The organism is Brevundimonas nasdae, assembly GCF_016654005.1.
Taxonomy (GTDB): Bacteria; Pseudomonadota; Alphaproteobacteria; order Caulobacterales; family Caulobacteraceae; genus Brevundimonas; species Brevundimonas nasdae.
Genome location: NZ_JAEPWN010000001.1, coordinates 647889 through 664021 on the forward strand (window position 1 = coordinate 647889; position 16133 = coordinate 664021).

Below are 16133 nucleotides of genomic sequence, written 5' to 3' on the forward strand. Positions count from 1 at the left end.
CGTTCCGCTGCGCGCGAAACATGCGGAACTGCGTCTCAGGCGGCCAGTCTTTGCGGCGTCCAGACCCGGTTGAAGCGCAGCAGCAGGTCTTCCGCCGCCGAGGGTGCGTCCTCACACGGGGTCAGGGTGACGAACAGATGGCCTGCGGACCTGTTGCCACGCGCCGGCAGGCCCAGGCCGCGCAGGCGCAGACGCACGGGCTCGGGCGCATCCGGCATGATCCACGCAGACCGGACGCCGAGGTGGGTCTCGATCTCGACACGGCCGCCTTCGCTCAGGGTGCGGGGGCTGGTGGATGCGGTCATGAACAGGTCGTCGCCCAGCACCGACAGGCCGCCTGCGGGCCGGATCAGCACGGGCAGATACATATCCGACCCGTCCTCCCCGCCGCCGCGCAGACGCAGGTGTTCGCCGGTGCGCAGACCGGCAGGGGCCTTCACCCGCATGGTGCGCGCACCCAGCCGCAGGTCGATCTGGGCGCCGTTGATCGCCTGCATGGGAGTGATGGCCAGCACAGGTGCGGGAGCGGGCTTGACCTTGGGCGCCTCAAGCGCGGGCAGGGCGCCGCCGCTGGCCTGGATAAGGCGATAGGCGGCGATCACGCGGCGGAAACGGTCGTCATCGCCGCCCGGCTGATCGGGACGGGCCGACTTCACAGCAGCCCGGAAGGCGGCGCTCAGCGACGCGGCGTCCACGGCGCCGTGCAGACCCAGAATCGACAGGGCCTCACGAACGGAAACAGCATCGGAACGGGAACGGATGGCGCTCATGCCCCTACCGTTCGTCAATCATGGTCAAGAGCGGGTTAACTGTGATTCGCTTTTTTGCGGGCTGTGACTTGATCTCGATCATTTGCAGCGGCGCTTGCGGGGCGTAATCAGGCGGCATGACTGCTCCTGTGATCCCGCCCAGCCCGTCGCGTGAGGAATACGCCCGCGACTATGCCGCAGCCCTGGCCGCCAACGGCGACGAGAGCATCTTCGCCCGACCCGAGCCGATCAGCCTGTTCATCGAGTGGCTGGCCGATGCCGGCGCGCATGAGGTCAATGATTCCAACGCCATGACCCTGTCGACCGTCGATGCGGACGGCCTGCCGGACGCGCGGATCGTGTTGCTGAAGGACGTGGATCAACGGGGCTTCACCTTCTACTCCAACCGCGAAAGCGCCAAGGGGCTGGAGCTTGCGGCGCGTCCGGTGGCGGCCCTGACCTTCCACTGGAAGTCGCTGCGTCGCCAGGTGCGGGTGCGCGGCGCCGTCGAGCCGGTGACGGTGGAGGAGGCGGACGCCTATTTCGCCAGCCGCGCCCGCGAAAGCCGGATCGGCGCCTGGGCCTCGGACCAGTCGCGGGTTCTGGATGCGCGCGAGACGCTGGAGGCCGCCGTGGCGCGCGAGACGGCGCGGTTCGACGGCCATGAGGTTGACCGGCCCGAGCGCTGGACCGGCTGGCGCGTCACGCCCCAGTCGGTGGAGTTCTGGCGGGATCGGCCGTTCCGACTGCATGACCGGCTGCGTTTCGTGCGAGCAGCGGATGGATGGACGTCGGAGCGGCTGTGGCCCTAGGCCTCTTTCTCCTGGGGCAAAGACTTCAGCGCCTCGGGAACCCCTGCAATAGCGGATGGGCCAGCACCGGCGCGGCGAGGCGCACCACGGCCTGCGGGTCTTCCAGACGCACCGCCGCCGTCGCATCGGCGACAACGAAATCGGCATGGACGCGGGACGGTTCGGTCAGGCGCTCATGGCCAGGACGCACGGTGGCCAGATACTGCGACACGATGGAATCAGCCGAGCGGCCGCGTTCGGCCTGATCGCGCAGCAGTCGGCGGATGAAGCGGATGTCGGCAGGCGTGTCGACGAAGACGCGGATGTCGAACAGCTGGGTCAGTTCGGGCGTGCAGAGCAGGTGAATGCCCTCGACCACCACCACCTCGGCGGCGGGGATCGGTTCGCCTTCAGGCTCTCGCCCGTGGTGGATGAACGAATAGACGGGGGCGGTGACGGCGCGGCCGTCCTTCAACGCCTTCAGGTCGGCGATCATCAGGTCGTGATCACGCGCGGCGACGTCATCGAAGTCGAAGGTGTCGGCGTCGAAATCCGGCACCGAGGCGGCGTCGCGGTAATAGGAGTCCTCGCGCACCAGAACCGCAGCTCCCTGCGGCAGGGATGAGACGAGGGCCTCAGCCAGGGTGGATTTTCCGGAGCCGGAGCCCCCCGTAATCGCGATCAGTATAGCCATGCGCGGCTTCTAGAGCGCGTCGCCGTTTTGCGCCACTGGAGACGATCCGCCGCGCCGAACCTTCCCTTTGGTCACGTTGCTTAACATTGATAACGAATATAGCGTCTTGCCAAGCGCCGCATGTAGAGCAGGCGCATCCAAGGGACAGGAACGATACGATGCTGGGCTTGATGCAGGACTGGCCGCTGACGGTCGACAAGATCATCGACCACGCCAAAAACTGGCATGGCGACCGCGAAGTGGTGACCCGTTCGGTCGAAGGGCCGATCACGCGCACCACCTATGGCCAGATACACGACCGCGCCAAACGCGTCTCCAACGCCCTGAAGGCCTGGGGCGTCAAGCCCGGCGACCGCGTCGCCACCCTGGCCTGGAACAACGACCGGCACATCGAGACCTGGTACGGCGTCATGGGCATCGGCGCCGTGTGCCACACCCTGAACCCGCGCCTGTTCCCCGAGCAGCTGGTCTACATCATCAATCACGCCGAAGACCGCATCATCTTCGTCGACCTGACTTTCGTGCCGCTGCTGGAAGCCATCCTGCCGCACATTCCCAAGGTCGAACGGGTGATCGTCATGACTGACGAGGCCCATATGCCTGCCACCAAACTGCCCAAGGCCGAAGCCTATGAGCGGGTCGTGGCGGGCCAGTCGGCGGATGTGGTCTGGGGCGACTTCGAGGAAAACACCGCCTGCGGCCTCTGCTACACCTCGGGCACGACGGGAAACCCCAAGGGGGTGCTGTATTCGCACCGCTCCAACTTCCTGCACACCTTTATGGCCATGCAGTCGACGGTGGTCGGGGCCAAGACGACCGAGGTGATCCTGCCGGTCGTGCCGATGTTCCACGCCAACGCCTGGGGCATCGCCTTCGTCGGTCCGGCGTCGGGCGCCAAACTGGTCATGCCAGGACCGAAGATGGACGGCGCATCCATCTATGAACTGCTGGAGACGGAGAAGGTCACCTTCTCCGCCGCAGTGCCGACCGTCTGGCAGGGCCTGCTGACCCATATGCGCGAGAACAACCTCAAACTTTCCAGCGTGACCCGTGTGCTGATCGGCGGCGCCGCCGTGCCGGAAAGCCTGATCCGCGCCTTCAACGACGAGTTCGGCATCGAGGTGCTGCAGGGTTGGGGCATGACCGAGACCTCGCCCATCGGCACCCTGTCCAACATGACGCCCGAGACGGCGAACATGCCCTATGACGAGCAGATCAAGTACCGCGTCAAACAGGGCACGCCGCCGCTGGGCGTCGAGCTGGAGCTGAAGAGCGACGCGGGTCAGATCCTGCCGCACGACGGGCGCACCTATGGCCACCTGCTGGTCAAGGGGCCGACGGTGGCGCGCGCCTATTTCCGTCAGGACGACGCCATTCTGGACCACGACGGCTTCTTCGACACTGGCGACGTGGCCACCGTCGACGAACTGGGCTTCATGCAGATCACCGACCGCTCCAAGGATGTGATCAAGTCAGGCGGGGAGTGGATCAGCTCTATCGAGATCGAGAACATCGCCGTCGGTCACCCCAAGGTCGAGCTGGCCGCCGTCATCGGCGCCGCCCACAAGAAATGGGACGAACGCCCGGTCCTGCTGCTGAAGCTGAAAGAGGGCCAAACCCTGGACAAGCAGGAGCATCTCGACTTCCTGCAGGGCAAGATCGCCAAATGGTGGATGCCTGACGACGTGGTGGCGGTGGACGAAATCCCGCTGGGAGCCACCGGCAAGATCGACAAGAAGCTTCTGCGCGAGCGGATGAAGGACTACCGTCTACCGGAAACCACGCCTTCCGCCTGATCCCCATAGGTCCAGATGCCGTCCAGAAAGCCTGTTCCCGCCGTTCTGCCCTGGCTAGCCGCCCTTGCGGCCGCGCCAGGGGTTCTGATCGTGGCGGCGATCGCGGCGACGCGGTTCGGCGGTCTGGACCTGTCGATCAGCTATGACCTGCTGACATGGACCGTGGCGCGGGGATTGGCCTGGATCGGTCTGGTAGGGGCGCTCGTCGCGGTGGTGCTGGCGGTGCGGGATATGAAGGGCAGGGGCGTTTATGCCGCCATCGCCCTGATCCTGTCAGGCGTGACGGTCGGCGGCTTCCTGTGGCAGCAGAACCAACTGTCGAAAGACACTCCGCGCGACGTCTCGACCAATGTGGAGGAACCGCCCGCGGCGCAGTTGGCCGATCTGAACCGCCATTCGACCTTCACCGATCCGGCCGCCTGTCCCGCAGCGCGGTCGATCCCCAGCCAGGTCCCTGCCCAGCAGGCTAGTTCGGCCCTGGTCGATGCCGGCTTCCCCGTGACGCGGGCCACCACCTTCCAGGTCGAGGGCGTGCATGAGGGGGCCTGGTTCGGCTTTGCCTATGACGCCGTCATCCGCATCCGACCGGGCCGCACCGATATTCGTGTGGTCGCTCGGGATGCACGTCCGGACGGCGGCGCCACCTGCCGTCTGACAGCCAAGATCGTCGAGGCTCTGGAAGCCGAGCTTCGCTAGATCAGGCGAAACTCAGCCGATAGGGCAGGAGCCGGAGAAGCCGCGACCACCCCGTCCTCAACCAGCTTGATCAGATGCGCCAGGACCGACAGTGAAGCGGCGGGCCACAGCCGCTGATCCACGGCGGCGTAGAGCACCGGCACCATGTCGGCGATGGTGCGGTCGCCCGCCCTCAACCGCGCCAACACCTGCGCCTCGCGATCCAGTCGGTGCGCGCGATAGGCCTCCAGGAAGAGCCTGACCTCTGTGATCGGCGGACCATGTGTCGGCCAGAGGGTCGTGAACTCACGCGCGATGACCGTATCCAGGCTTCTCAAATAGTCGCGCATATTCCCGTCCGGCGGGGCCACCACAGTGGTTGACCAGCCCATGACGTGGTCGCCGCTGAACAGGGCGTTTTCCTCATGCAGCGCAAACGCCATGTGGTTGGACGCATGGCCGGGCGTGAAGACCGCCTCCATCGTCCAGCCGTCGCCCGCCATGACCTCTCCGCCGCTCAGTACGACATCGGGTTCGAAGTCCGCGTCATCATCCTCATCCAGCGCGCCAGAGGCATGGGTGTCGCGCGCAGGCGGTTGGGCCGCCAGGATCGTCGCCCCGGTCGCAGCGGCGAAGGGGCGGGCCAGAGGCGCGTGATCGCGGTGTGTGTGGGTGACCAGCACGTGACTGACAGTGCGTCCCTCGACCGCCGCCAGCAGGGCCGCCAGATGGGCGTCGTCCAGCGGCCCGGGATCAATCACCGCCACGGCTGCGCCAGCCTCCGGCTTGCCGACGATATAGGTCCCTGTGCCGGTAAAGGTGAACGGTCCCGGATTGGCCGCGATCACTCTCTGGATCAGCGGTGAAACCTGATCGCGCCGCCCATAGGCGAAGTCGAACTGGCGCACATAGGGAATCATAGCGGGGCGCTCCAATCGTGGCTCAGGCCTTGCGTTAAGGTCTCGGTAACCTGTCCCGGAGTGCTCATTGTGGCCCGCACGCTCACCTACGCTGTCTCAAATCGGCTGCAACCGATAGCCGCCGCCATAATCTGTCTCATGGCGGCGCAACTGATCACAGCCTCCTGCACGCCGGAACCTGCGCCGTACGCCAGTCGCGTGGCGGTTGAGCGATAGTCTATTACTGCCGACGAACCCGCACGGCCCGACTGTTGCCCGCGACAAGCTGATAGCTTCCAAGCGCAGCGCGTCGAATGCGAATTTGTATTCCCTCCTGATTGCGAAAACGCACGGGATCAGAGTCTATTTGGCGCCATTCCGAGCCATCGGCGAGCTTGAACACCCACTTTCCATCGCCCCCTTGGACTGCGGAAGTGAGCGACGTCTCAATGGCGTCAATTGGGGCCTCAGCTTGATGGCCCGCGAAAATGTCTGGCATGGAGCCAAGCTCGAATCCGAACAGCTGGCGTCTAGCCTGGCGGATTTGACTGCGATCAACGACAACCACGTCTCCGGTTCGTTGCGCCGTTTCGAATGTTGAAGCGCGCTGATCAAAGCAGGCGAGTCGTTCTGTGTCATTCGCTATCGTGCGACACGCTGCGAGCTGTTCAAATAACACAGATTTTTGATCTGAAGCTTGTCGCGCCGCCGTGGTGGCGATGGGCATGTTGATGCCTATCATCAGGGTCGCAGCCGCAATTGTGAACTTCATCTGGGCTCCATGGGTAAAAAAATGACCCTAATTTCGGGCGCTCATCATCAACTACATCAAAGCTTAGCATTGGGGTAATGTGGCTAAGGAGTGACAGTGTGGTGCCATGATCGTGGCTAATATGTAATTTCCATGGCGAGTTTATGATGTGCGTGCCTAACCTGCCAGTGTGAATGCGCCATAACAATCTGGCGGGCGCTTCAACTTAACAATAGCAGCTAAGCCTTAGTTATATGGTTGCTGGAATCTCAGGAGGGTGGGTTTTGAAGAATCGGATGAAACGCGAGTTCTTGCTCGCATCTACGATCATCGCGGGGATCACCCTCGTTGGTCTAGCTGCGCCAGCAATGGCGCAATCCACGACGGGTACTGCACAGGTCGAAGACATCGTCGTGACGGGGTCGCGTATTCCTCAAGCGAATCTGAAAACCACCAGCCCGGTGACCCAGGTTACCGGAGAGGATATCAATGTTCAGGGCGTTACCCGCGTTGAAGATCTGATCAACCAACTGCCCCAAGCGTTTGCTGCTCAAAACTCAACTGTCGCCAATGGCGCGTCGGGCACTGCTACGGTCGATCTCCGGGGGCTTGGCTCGGACCGTACGCTGGTTCTGATCGACGGTCGCCGTATGGGTTACGGTTCGCCTAATGATACGGCTGCCGACCTGAACCAGATTCCGGGTCAGTTGGTTGATCGTGTGGAAGTCCTGACGGGCGGCGCAGCAGCTGTTTATGGCTCTGACGCCATCGCCGGCGTGGTCAACTTCATCATGAAGAAAGACTTCGAAGGGCTGCGGATCGATGCCCAGTACGGCTTCTATCAGCATCACAACGACTATGACGGTCCAGGCAACCTGCGCAGTGTCATTGAAGGTCGTGCGGCTGGCAACCCTTCACAGTTCAAGCTGCCGGATGACAATGTGATGGACGGCTTTAGCCGTGAAGTCACCATTATCATGGGGGTGAACGCCCCGGATGGACGTGGCAACCTCACAGCTTACGCAGGCTATCGCAAGAACAACAAGATCCTGGGTCGTGATCGCGACTATTCCTCTTGTTCGCTGGGTGGCGAGAATGCAGGCAGCTTTGTATGCGGCGGCTCCAGCACCAATGCGACCGGGCGGTTCAACTCATTGGAGAATGGCGCCAACCTGACTGTCGCCAGTGGCGGTGGTTTCCGCAACTATACGGGTGACGACGCCTATAATTTTGGCCCGCTGAACCACTATCAGCGCCCTGATGAACGCTACACCCTGGGCGCCTACGGGACCTACAAGGTCAATGATAAGATTGAAGCCTTCACCAGCCTGAGCTTTAGCGACTACAGCACCGTCGCTCAGATCGCTCCTTCCGGTGTATTCTTCGGCGGCGGCACGTCGGCAAACGGCGGTTACAACATCAGCTGCGACAATCCTCTTCTGTCGGGCGCTCAGGCGACTGCGTTGGGTTGTGCTCCAGGTGTTGATACGGTTGAGGTGCTGATTGGTCGTCGTAACGTCGAAGGCGGCGGTCGTCAGGATTCCATTGGTTCCCAGAACTATCGTGGGGTCGTCGGCATCCGCGGTGATTTGAGCGACACTTGGAGCTACGATCTGGCCGCCAGTTATTCGAAGGTCAGCCTTAGCCGCACTTATCTGAACGATTTCTCGAACCAGCGTATTGGACGTGCGCTTGACGTGGCGATCGATCCGGCAACGGGTAAGGCTGCGTGCGTTTCGGCGATCGATCCCGACGGTCCGACCGGTCCGTTGGCTGCCGTTGATGCCGCCTGCGTTCCTTACAACATCTATTCGCCGGATGGCGTCACGCCGGAAGCCTTGGCGTATCTCCAGACCCCGGGCCTTCAGCGCGGGGCCACGGAACAGCAGGTTATCACGCTTGCTGTGACGGGCGATCTGAGTTCGTATGTCAGCAGCCCATGGGCTGATGGCGGCCTGCAAGTCGCCTTCGGCGCTGAATACCGTCGCGACAAGCTTGTCGCGACTTCGGACACCTCGTTTGAGACGGGTGATTTGGCCGGGCAAGGCGGACCCACGAAGAGCGTGGCTGGTTCTGTTCAGGTCTATGATCTGTTCGGCGAATTCCGTCTGCCGCTCATCGAGGGGCGTCCCTTTGCAGACCAGGTGTCGATCAACGGCTCGTACCGCCATTCGACCTACGACAAGTTCAAGTCTGACGCCTATGGGTTTGGCATCGACTGGGCCCCTGTCTCGGATCTTCGTTTCCGGGCCAGCTTGGCGCGAACGACGCGAGCGCCGAATGTTATCGAACTGTTCCGCCCGCAAGGCCTGAACCTGTTTGATGCGGATGGCGACCCTTGCGGGCCGAATCCGACAGCGACGCTTGCTCAGTGCGTAGCAACCGGCGTTCCGTCCGCTCAGTACGGCCTGGTCGGCGGTTTGTTGGAAAGCCCAGCCGGGCAGTACAACTACTTGCAGAGCGGTAACCCGGACCTCGCGCCTGAAACGGCGGACACCTACACGTTCGGGGCAGTGTTCGCTCCTTCGTTCGTGCGTGGCCTCAATATCTCCGTCGATTACTACAATATTGATCTGAAGAACCGGATCGACATCATTGATCCGTTGGTCACCCTCGATAACTGCTATGTTAACAACCAGGCGGATGCGTGTGCGCGTGTCGTTCGCAGCAACATTGGCACCCTCTGGACAACGGGTGGATATGTCGAGGCCTTCAACACCAATATTGGTGGTTTGAAGACTTCGGGCATCGATGTGAACGTCAACTACAACGTCGGCCTCGACCGCTTTGGTTTGGACACTTACGGCAGTCTGGCCTTCAACATGGTCGGTTCGTGGCTCGACAAGATGGAAACCGATCCGGGCGCGGGTGCTGCCGTATATGACTGTGTCGGTAAGTTTGCCGGTGAGTGCGGAACGCCCAAGAATGAGTGGCGTCACCGCGCGCGTGTGACCTGGCAGATGCCTTGGAACGCTGACCTGTCGGCTACGTGGCGTTACTACGGTGGCGTCGATAACGTCGCCGGTCCGGGACGTCTTGACAGCAGTTTCGATGCACAAAACTACTTCGATCTGGCTGCCAACGTGCAACTGCGTGACAATATGAAGCTGCGCGTCGGCATCAACAACGTCTTCGATCGCGATCCTCCGCTATCGTACAGCGTTGGCACCACCGGCAATAACAACACCTATCCACAAACCTACGATGCAATGGGTCGATTCATGTTCATCGGCATCACGGCTGACTTCTAAAAGTCATTCGATCTAGCACTGGGAGCGGCGAGCATTTTGCTCGCCGCTTTTTTTCGCCCCATTAAAACCATTTGCCTGGGTAAGCGTTGCTTTCGCTTAGGTTGTGCAGCCCATCCTAGGGTCGAGGAATTTCATGAATAAAAATAGCATCTTCATTGCCGTAGCGATTGCCGTCAGTGTGGGGTCTGCGGCTTTCGCGCAGGATCAGGATGGTCCGATCGTCACGAACCGCTCGAACGAAAGCGCGGATGCATTGAGGACGCGGGAAGCCATCGCCTATTCGAACACGCTGCCGCGCGGGGCGCCGACGCAGGACTATCCGTTGGTGGCCTGGTGCGATGCGTTGGTGACGGGTCATGCGGATCTTGGCGAGACACTGACCAATCGTTCGCCTGAGGATACGGAGCTGGTGCGTCTGGGCCGTCTGGAGGCACAGGATTTCCGCAGCGCCCTGGCGGCGGCTGAGCCACGTCAGACGGCGGCGTCGAAGGCGGCGGCGCAACAGGCGGCTGCAGCGGCCAAGGCGCAGTGGGCGCCGTTGTTGGCCAGTCAGGACGAGGCGGCGCGCAGCCAGTCGTTCGGCCTGTTCTATGGTCTGCCGGGCCGCTGCGAACACGCGGCGCGCCGCATTCGAAACAACATCACGACGCCGCCCGCGACGCCGGCGGACGTCGGTCTGGAAGAGCCCGCCGCCAACTGATCGACGCTGGCGACCTGTAACGGCGGTCTGAGCTGGCGCTCAGGCTGCCGTTTCGCGTGGTGCGGCGTAGGGATCGTAGTTGAGGATGGGGGACAGCCAGCGTTCGACGACGGCGACCTCCATCCCCTTGCGGCGGGCGTAGTCCTCCACCTGATCGCGATCGATCTTGCCCACGCCGAAATAGTGGCTGCCGGGGTGGCCGAAGTATAGGCCCGAGACCGAGGCCGGGGGCGTCATGGCGAAGCTTTCGGTCAGGGCCATGCCTGCATTCACGCCCGCGTTCAGCAGGCGGAACAGTGTGGCCTTTTCCGTGTGGTCGGGCTGGGCCGGATAGCCGGGGGCAGGGCGGATGCCCTGATATTGCTCGGCGATCAGGTCATCGACGCTGGTGGCCTCATCCGGCATGTAGCCCCACAGCTGAGTGCGGACTTCCTTGTGCAGGCGTTCGGCGAAGGCCTCGGCAAGGCGGTCGGCCAGCGCCGTGGCCATGATTGACGAATAGTCGTCGCCTGCGTCCTTGAACCGTTTGGCGATTTCCAGTTCGCCATGACCGGCGGTGACGGCGAAGGCGCCGATGTAGTCATCGCCTTCCTCGGCGACGAAGTCGGACAGGGCAAGATTCGGTTTGCCGTTCGACTTCTTGATCTGCTGGCGCAGGGTGTGGAAGCGGGCGATTTCCTCTGTGCGGGTTTCGTCCGAGAAGACGGCGATGTCGTCGCCGACGGCGCGGGCGGGCCAGAAGCCGACGACACCCTTTGCCGTGAACCATTTCTCTTCGACGATGCGCTTCAGCATGGCCTGGGCGTCCTTGAACAGGTCGCGTGCGGCCTCGCCGACGATCTCATCCTCAAGGATCAGCGGATAGCGGCCGATCAGCTCCCAACTGGCGAAGAAGGGGGTCCAGTCGATGTGGTTGACCAGGTCCTGCAGATCCCAGGCGTCGAACGCCTTCACCCCGATGAAGGACGGGGCGCCGGGCATGGGCAGGGACGGATCGGGGCGGAAACGGTTCTCGCGCGCCTGGGCCAGAGTGGCGCGGGCCTTCACCTCCTGGCCGCGGGCGTACTGTTCGCGAATGCGGATGTATTCGTCGCGGGTGGCGGCTTCGTTCCTGGCCCGCTCGGTCGGCGACAGCAGACCCGCGACCACGCCCACGGCGCGGCTGGCGTCGATGACATAGGTGGTCGAGCCGCGACGATAGGCGGGTTCGATCTTGACCGCCGTATGGGTGCGGCTGGTGGTGGCGCCGCCGATCAGCAGGGGGATGTCGAAGCCGCGGCGCTCCATCTCGGCGCCGACGAAGACCATTTCGTCCAGCGATGGGGTGATCAGGCCAGACAGGCCGATGATGTCCACCTTGTGCTCGACAGCGGCGTCCAGGATGCGGTCGGCCGGGACCATGACGCCCAGGTCGATGACCTCGTAGTTGTTACATTGCAGCACGACGCCGACGATATTCTTGCCGATGTCGTGGACGTCGCCCTTCACCGTCGCCATCAGGATCCGGCCCGCCTGTTCGCGGGGTTTACCGGCCTTTTCGGCCTCCATGAAGGGTTCGAGCCAGGCGACGGCCTGTTTCATCACGCGGGCGGATTTCACAACCTGCGGCAGGAACATCTTGCCTGATCCGAACAGGTCGCCGACCACGTTCATCCCGTCCATCAGCGGACCTTCGATGACGTGCAGCGGGCGTTCGACCGAGAGGCGCGCCTCCTCGGTGTCGGCGTCGATATATTCGGTGATCCCGTTCACCAAAGCGTGCTCGATCCGCTTGCCGACCGGGGCGTCGCGCCATTTCAGATCCACGACGCGGGCCGCGCCCTTTTCGCCCTTGTAGGTGGGGGCCATGTCCACCAGCCGCTCGGTGTTGGACACATTGGTCCGCTGCGGGCGGTTCAGGATCACGTCCTCGACGGCCTCGCGCAGCACCGGGTCGATGTCGTCATAGACGGGCAGGTCGCCCGCATTGACGATGCCCATGTCCATGCCCGCATTGATGGCGTGATACAGGAAGACGCTATGGATCGCCCGGCGCACCGGCTCATTGCCGCGGAAGCTGAACGAGACGTTCGACACGCCGCCTGAGACGCGGGCGTAGGGCAGGGTGGCCTTGATGACCTTGACCGCCTCGATGAAGTCGACGGCGTAATTGTCGTGCTCCTCGATCCCCGTCGCCACGGCGAAGATATTGGGGTCGAAGATGATGTCCTCGGGCGGGAAGCCGACCTCGTTCACCAGGATGTTGTAGGCGCGGGTGCAGATCTCGATCTTGCGCGCGGCGGTGTCGGCCTGACCGACTTCGTCAAAGGCCATGACCACGACGGCGGCGCCGTAGCGCAGACATTGGATCGCGTGGTCGCGGAAGGCCTGTTCGCCCTCCTTCATGCTGATCGAATTGACGATCGGCTTGCCCTGAACGCACTTCAGGCCTGCCTCGATGACCTCCCATTTGGAGCTGTCGATCATCACCGGCACGCGGGCGATGTCAGGTTCCGCCGCGATCAGGTTGAGGAAGGTCCGCATGGCGACGACGCCGTCCAGCAGGCCTTCGTCCATGTTGATGTCGATGATCTGGGCGCCCGCCTCAACCTGCTGACGGGCGACGTCCAGGGCGGCGGAATAGTTCCCCTCGACCACCAGCTTGCGGAATTTGGCCGAGCCGGTGACGTTGGTCCGTTCGCCGACGTTGATGAAGACGGGACGCATCAGGAAGCCAGCTCGAACGGTTCAAGTCCCGACAGGCGCAGGGCCACCGGGCGTTCCGGGATGGCGCGGGGCTTCAGCGGAGCGACCTCTTCGGCAACATGCTTGATGTGGTCGGGCGTCGTGCCGCAGCAGCCGCCGACGATGTTGACCAGGCCGGAGGCGGCCCATTCCTCAATGAAGTGGGCGGTTTCGTGGGGCTGTTCGTCGTACTGGCCCATGGCGTTGGGCAGGCCCGCGTTGGGATAGGCGGCGACCAGGGTGTCGGCGACGCGGCTCAGTTCGGCGATGAAGGGGCGCATCAGGTCGGCGCCCAGCGCGCAGTTGAAGCCCACGGCGAAGGGTTTGGCGTGGCGCACGCTGTTCCAGAAGCCTTCGGCCGTCTGGCCCGACAGGGTGCGGCCCGAACGGTCGGTGATGGTGCCGGAAATCCAGATGGGCAGGGGATCAAGTCCCTCGTCCTCCAGATCCTTGATCGCCTTGATGCAGGCCTTGCAGTTCAGCGTGTCGGTGATGGTTTCGATCAGATACAGATCGACGCCGCCCTGGTTCAGGGCCTTCACCTGCTGGCGATAAGCTTCGTACACTTGGTCGAAGGTGACCAGCCGCGCGCCGGGGTCGTTCACGTCGGACGACATGGATAGCATCTTGTTCAGCGGGCCGATGGAGCCGGCGGCGAAACGGGGCTTGTGCGGCTCCTTCTCGGTCCAACGGTCGGCGGCGGCTCGGGCCAGTTTGGCGCCTTCCAGATTGATGTCCCACACAGCCTGCGCGTCCAGCGCATAGTCTTCCTGAGCGATGGTGGTCGCCGAGAAGGTGTTGGTCTCGGAAATGTCGGCGCCAGCGGCGAAATACTGGTCGTGCAGGTCGGAGATGACGTCGGGACGTGTGATGCAGAGGATGTCATTGTTCCCCTTCATCTGGTCCTTTTCGTTGTAGCCGTTGGCGGTCACGAAGCGGTCGCCGCGGAAGTCTGCCTCGTTCAGCCCACGCCGCTGGATCATCACGCCCCACGATCCGTCGAGAACCAGAATGCGTTCCTTGGCCGCCGCGTGCAGGGCGGCGATCCGTTCCGGGCGGGTCAGGGGGGATGTCATTACGCGACGGCCTTGGTTTCACGCACGCCCAGCACGCGACAGATCGCATAGACCAGATCGGCGCGGTTCAGGGTGTAGAAGTGGAAGTCGCTGAAGCCCTCTTCCTGCAGACGGGCGCAGGTTTCGGCGGCGACCGAGGCGGCCAGCAACTTGCGTGTCTCGGGATCGTCGTCCAGCCCGTCGAAATGCCCGGCCAGCCATTCCGGCACCGACGCGCCGCATGAGCCGCACATCCGCTTCAGGCCGTTGAAGTTGGACACCGGCATAACGCCGGGGATCAGCGGAATGGTCACGCCCGCCGCCCGGACCCGGTCGCGGAAGCGCAGGAAGGCATCGATGTCGAAGAAGAACTGGCTGACGGCGCGGGTAGCGCCTGCATCTACCTTGGCCTTCAGCACATCGATGTCGTGGTCGATGGAGGGGCTTTCGGGGTGGCGTTCGGGATAGGCGCCGACCGTGACGTCGAAGCCGCCGATACGGCTGATGGCGGCGGTCAATTCGGTGGCGTTGGCGTAGCCGTCGGCGCGGGGCTGATAGGCGCCGCCGATGCCGGATGCGCCGGGCGGATCGCCGCGCAGGGCGACGATATGATCGACGCCGATGGTCTTGTAGCCCTCGATGACCTCATCGACCTCTTCGCGGCTGGCGTCGACGCAGGTCAGGTGGGCGGCGGGGCGCAGGGAGGTTTCGGTGATGATGCGCTGAACCGTCCGGTGGGTCCGTTCACGCGTCGAACCGCCTGCGCCATAGGTGACGGAGACGAAGGCTGGGTTCAGCGGCTCCAGCCGCCGGATCGCCTTCCACAGATTGGCCTCGGCCTCGTCTGACTTGGGCGGGAAGAATTCGAAGGAGACGCGGACCTCGTTACGGTTCGATCCCGCACGGGCGACGGGGCCGAGCGGCGACAGCAGCAGGGCGCGGGCTTCGGCCAGATTGAGCGGAGCGGGGGAGGCCATCAGGCGGTCTTTCTGTCCTGGAGGCGGCGTTCCGCCGTCCAGATGGTCACGGTCAGGCCCTCGGCGTCGTGCGGCAGGGCGATGGGGGCGGACGGCGTCAGGCCGCCATCCTGCAGCCAGCCGTTGATCTCGCTGTCGGCGAAGCCCAGGCGGCGATGCTGATGGGCCTCGCGCATGTGTTCGAAGTCGTGGGGCGCGAAGTCGATGATGACCAGACGCCCGCCGGGGCTGACCAGGCGGCAGGCCTCGGCGACGGCGGCGGCGGGGTCGGAAAGGTAGTGCAGCACCTGGTGGACGATCACCAGATCGGCGCTGGCGGCGGGCAGGCGGGTGGCGAAGATGTCGCCGTGGCGCAGTTCGACCTGCTCAACGCCCGCCTTGGTGACATTGGTGCGGGCGATGTTGAGCATGTTCTGGCTGAGATCCAGCCCGACGGACATTTTCGCCTTCTTGCCGAACAGGGTCAGCATCCGGCCCGAGCCGGTGCCCAGATCGACCACGCGCTCGAACGGGCCGGGGCCGACGGCCTTCTCCAGCGCGGCTTCGACGGCGCTTTCGCTGACATAGAGGCTGCGCAGGCGGTCCCACTGGGGCGCGACCTGTTCGAAATAGCTGACGGCGGCTTCCTCGCGGTCCTTGCGGACTTCATCAAGGCGGCGGTGATCGGCTTCACCGGCGTCTTCGGCCAGAATATCCAGCACCGTGTCGATCAGGCGGCGGGCCTGGGCGTCGTGCGACAGGCGGTAATAGACGCGGGCGCCGTCCGGGAAGCGTTCGATCAGACCGGCGTCGGTCATCAGCTTCAGATGGCGCGAGACGCGGGGTTGGCTCTGGTCCAGAATCCGCGACATCTCCATGACCGACAGCTCTTCTCCCGCCAGCAACGACAGGACGCGCAGGCGGGTCGGCTCGCCAGCGGCGCGCAGGGCTTCGACAGTCTGATCAGCGGACAGGCTCATGCGATCATATAAAGATATCCTTATATGATTTGGCAAGTGAAATCGCTTCTCAGATAAGGATGCGACGGGAAAACTTCGTGCGTGCGTTCAAGGTTTCGCAGCCCTTTTGGAG

The 16133-nt window shown here is 63.5% G+C and carries 13 protein-coding genes; 5 read left to right on the forward strand and 8 right to left on the reverse strand.

Annotated features, from left to right (window positions below; translation table 11 throughout):
- Positions 1-35 precede the first annotated feature (35 nt).
- Positions 36-770: a DnaJ C-terminal domain-containing protein gene (locus tag JKF87_RS03145; protein ID WP_201097122.1), complete on the reverse strand. Its 735-nt coding sequence runs from the start codon at positions 768-770 to the stop codon at positions 36-38.
- 116 nt (positions 771-886) lie between these two features.
- Between JKF87_RS03145 and pdxH the strand changes: the two genes are divergently transcribed.
- Positions 887-1561: a pyridoxamine 5'-phosphate oxidase gene (gene pdxH / locus JKF87_RS03150; protein WP_201097123.1), complete on the forward strand. Its 675-nt coding sequence runs from the start codon at positions 887-889 to the stop codon at positions 1559-1561.
- Between the two features lie 25 nt (positions 1562-1586).
- On the opposite strand, the gene udk is transcribed toward pdxH, so the two are convergent.
- The gene (gene udk / locus JKF87_RS03155; protein WP_201097124.1) at positions 1587-2234 is read right to left on the reverse strand and encodes a uridine kinase; all 648 of its coding nucleotides are present in this window, start codon (positions 2232-2234) and stop codon (positions 1587-1589) included.
- Between the two features lie 158 nt (positions 2235-2392).
- Here udk and JKF87_RS03160 point away from each other — a divergent pair, with 158 nt between their 5' ends.
- Both JKF87_RS03160 and JKF87_RS03165 read left to right on the forward strand, forming a co-directional pair.
- Positions 2393-4030: a long-chain-fatty-acid--CoA ligase gene (locus JKF87_RS03160; protein WP_201097125.1), complete on the forward strand. Its 1638-nt coding sequence runs from the start codon at positions 2393-2395 to the stop codon at positions 4028-4030.
- 90 nt (positions 4031-4120) lie between these two features.
- Positions 4121-4726, forward strand: a complete 606-nt coding sequence (locus JKF87_RS03165; RefSeq protein ID WP_307417312.1) for a DUF1499 domain-containing protein — start codon at positions 4121-4123, stop codon at positions 4724-4726.
- On the opposite strand, the gene JKF87_RS03170 is transcribed toward JKF87_RS03165, so the two are convergent.
- Positions 4723-5625 (reverse strand): MBL fold metallo-hydrolase, encoded by a 903-nt coding sequence (locus JKF87_RS03170; RefSeq protein WP_201097127.1) that lies wholly within the window; start codon positions 5623-5625, stop codon positions 4723-4725. The two genes, JKF87_RS03165 and JKF87_RS03170, sit on opposite strands and share 4 nt — an antisense overlap.
- A 220-nt stretch (positions 5626-5845) precedes the next feature.
- The gene (locus JKF87_RS03175) at positions 5846-6376 is read right to left on the reverse strand and encodes a hypothetical protein (protein ID WP_201097128.1); all 531 of its coding nucleotides are present in this window, start codon (positions 6374-6376) and stop codon (positions 5846-5848) included.
- 275 nt (positions 6377-6651) lie between these two features.
- Here JKF87_RS03175 and JKF87_RS03180 point away from each other — a divergent pair, with 275 nt between their 5' ends.
- Both JKF87_RS03180 and JKF87_RS03185 read left to right on the forward strand, forming a co-directional pair.
- Positions 6652-9606, forward strand: coding sequence for a TonB-dependent receptor plug domain-containing protein (locus JKF87_RS03180; protein WP_201097130.1), 2955 nt, complete (start codon positions 6652-6654; stop codon positions 9604-9606).
- A 133-nt stretch (positions 9607-9739) separates the two neighbouring features.
- A complete protein-coding gene (locus JKF87_RS03185; protein ID WP_201097132.1) occupies positions 9740-10306 on the forward strand; it encodes a hypothetical protein in 567 nt (188 codons plus the stop codon).
- A gap of 39 nt (positions 10307-10345) precedes the next feature.
- Here the strand turns inward: JKF87_RS03185 and metH are convergent, their stop codons facing one another.
- From metH to JKF87_RS03205, 4 genes are read right to left on the reverse strand one after another with little or no spacing between them, the layout of a single operon-like run.
- A complete protein-coding gene (metH, locus tag JKF87_RS03190) occupies positions 10346-13012 on the reverse strand; it encodes a methionine synthase (protein WP_201097135.1) in 2667 nt (888 codons plus the stop codon).
- Positions 13012-14106 (reverse strand): homocysteine S-methyltransferase family protein, encoded by a 1095-nt coding sequence (locus JKF87_RS03195; protein WP_201097138.1) that lies wholly within the window; start codon positions 14104-14106, stop codon positions 13012-13014. The genes metH and JKF87_RS03195 overlap by 1 nt, the downstream gene beginning before the upstream one ends.
- The gene (gene metF / locus JKF87_RS03200) at positions 14106-15062 is read right to left on the reverse strand and encodes a methylenetetrahydrofolate reductase [NAD(P)H] (protein ID WP_201097140.1); all 957 of its coding nucleotides are present in this window, start codon (positions 15060-15062) and stop codon (positions 14106-14108) included. The genes JKF87_RS03195 and metF overlap by 1 nt, the downstream gene beginning before the upstream one ends.
- Positions 15062-16021 (reverse strand): ArsR/SmtB family transcription factor, encoded by a 960-nt coding sequence (locus tag JKF87_RS03205; RefSeq protein ID WP_201097143.1) that lies wholly within the window; start codon positions 16019-16021, stop codon positions 15062-15064. Before JKF87_RS03205 ends, metF begins: the two co-directional genes overlap by 1 nt.
- Positions 16022-16133 lie beyond the last annotated feature (112 nt).

Bases quoted from the DNA above. Each gene is read 5' to 3' on its own strand.
- JKF87_RS03145 (WP_201097122.1), bottom strand. From the start codon at position 770: ATGAGCGCCATCCGTTCCCGTTCCGATGCTGTTTCCGTTCGTGAGGCC.
- pdxH (WP_201097123.1), top strand. From the start codon at position 887: ATGACTGCTCCTGTGATCCCGCCCAGCCCGTCGCGTGAGGAATACGCC.
- udk (WP_201097124.1), bottom strand. From the start codon at position 2,234: ATGGCTATACTGATCGCGATTACGGGGGGCTCCGGCTCCGGAAAATCC.
- JKF87_RS03160 (WP_201097125.1), top strand. From the start codon at position 2,393: ATGCTGGGCTTGATGCAGGACTGGCCGCTGACGGTCGACAAGATCATC.
- JKF87_RS03170 (WP_201097127.1), bottom strand. From the start codon at position 5,625: ATGATTCCCTATGTGCGCCAGTTCGACTTCGCCTATGGGCGGCGCGAT.
- JKF87_RS03175 (WP_201097128.1), bottom strand. From the start codon at position 6,376: ATGAAGTTCACAATTGCGGCTGCGACCCTGATGATAGGCATCAACATG.
- JKF87_RS03180 (WP_201097130.1), top strand. From the start codon at position 6,652: ATGAAACGCGAGTTCTTGCTCGCATCTACGATCATCGCGGGGATCACC.
- JKF87_RS03185 (WP_201097132.1), top strand. From the start codon at position 9,740: ATGAATAAAAATAGCATCTTCATTGCCGTAGCGATTGCCGTCAGTGTG.
- metH (WP_201097135.1), bottom strand. From the start codon at position 13,012: ATGCGTCCCGTCTTCATCAACGTCGGCGAACGGACCAACGTCACCGGC.
- JKF87_RS03195 (WP_201097138.1), bottom strand. From the start codon at position 14,106: ATGACATCCCCCCTGACCCGCCCGGAACGGATCGCCGCCCTGCACGCG.
- metF (WP_201097140.1), bottom strand. From the start codon at position 15,062: ATGGCCTCCCCCGCTCCGCTCAATCTGGCCGAAGCCCGCGCCCTGCTG.
- JKF87_RS03205 (WP_201097143.1), bottom strand. From the start codon at position 16,021: ATGAGCCTGTCCGCTGATCAGACTGTCGAAGCCCTGCGCGCCGCTGGC.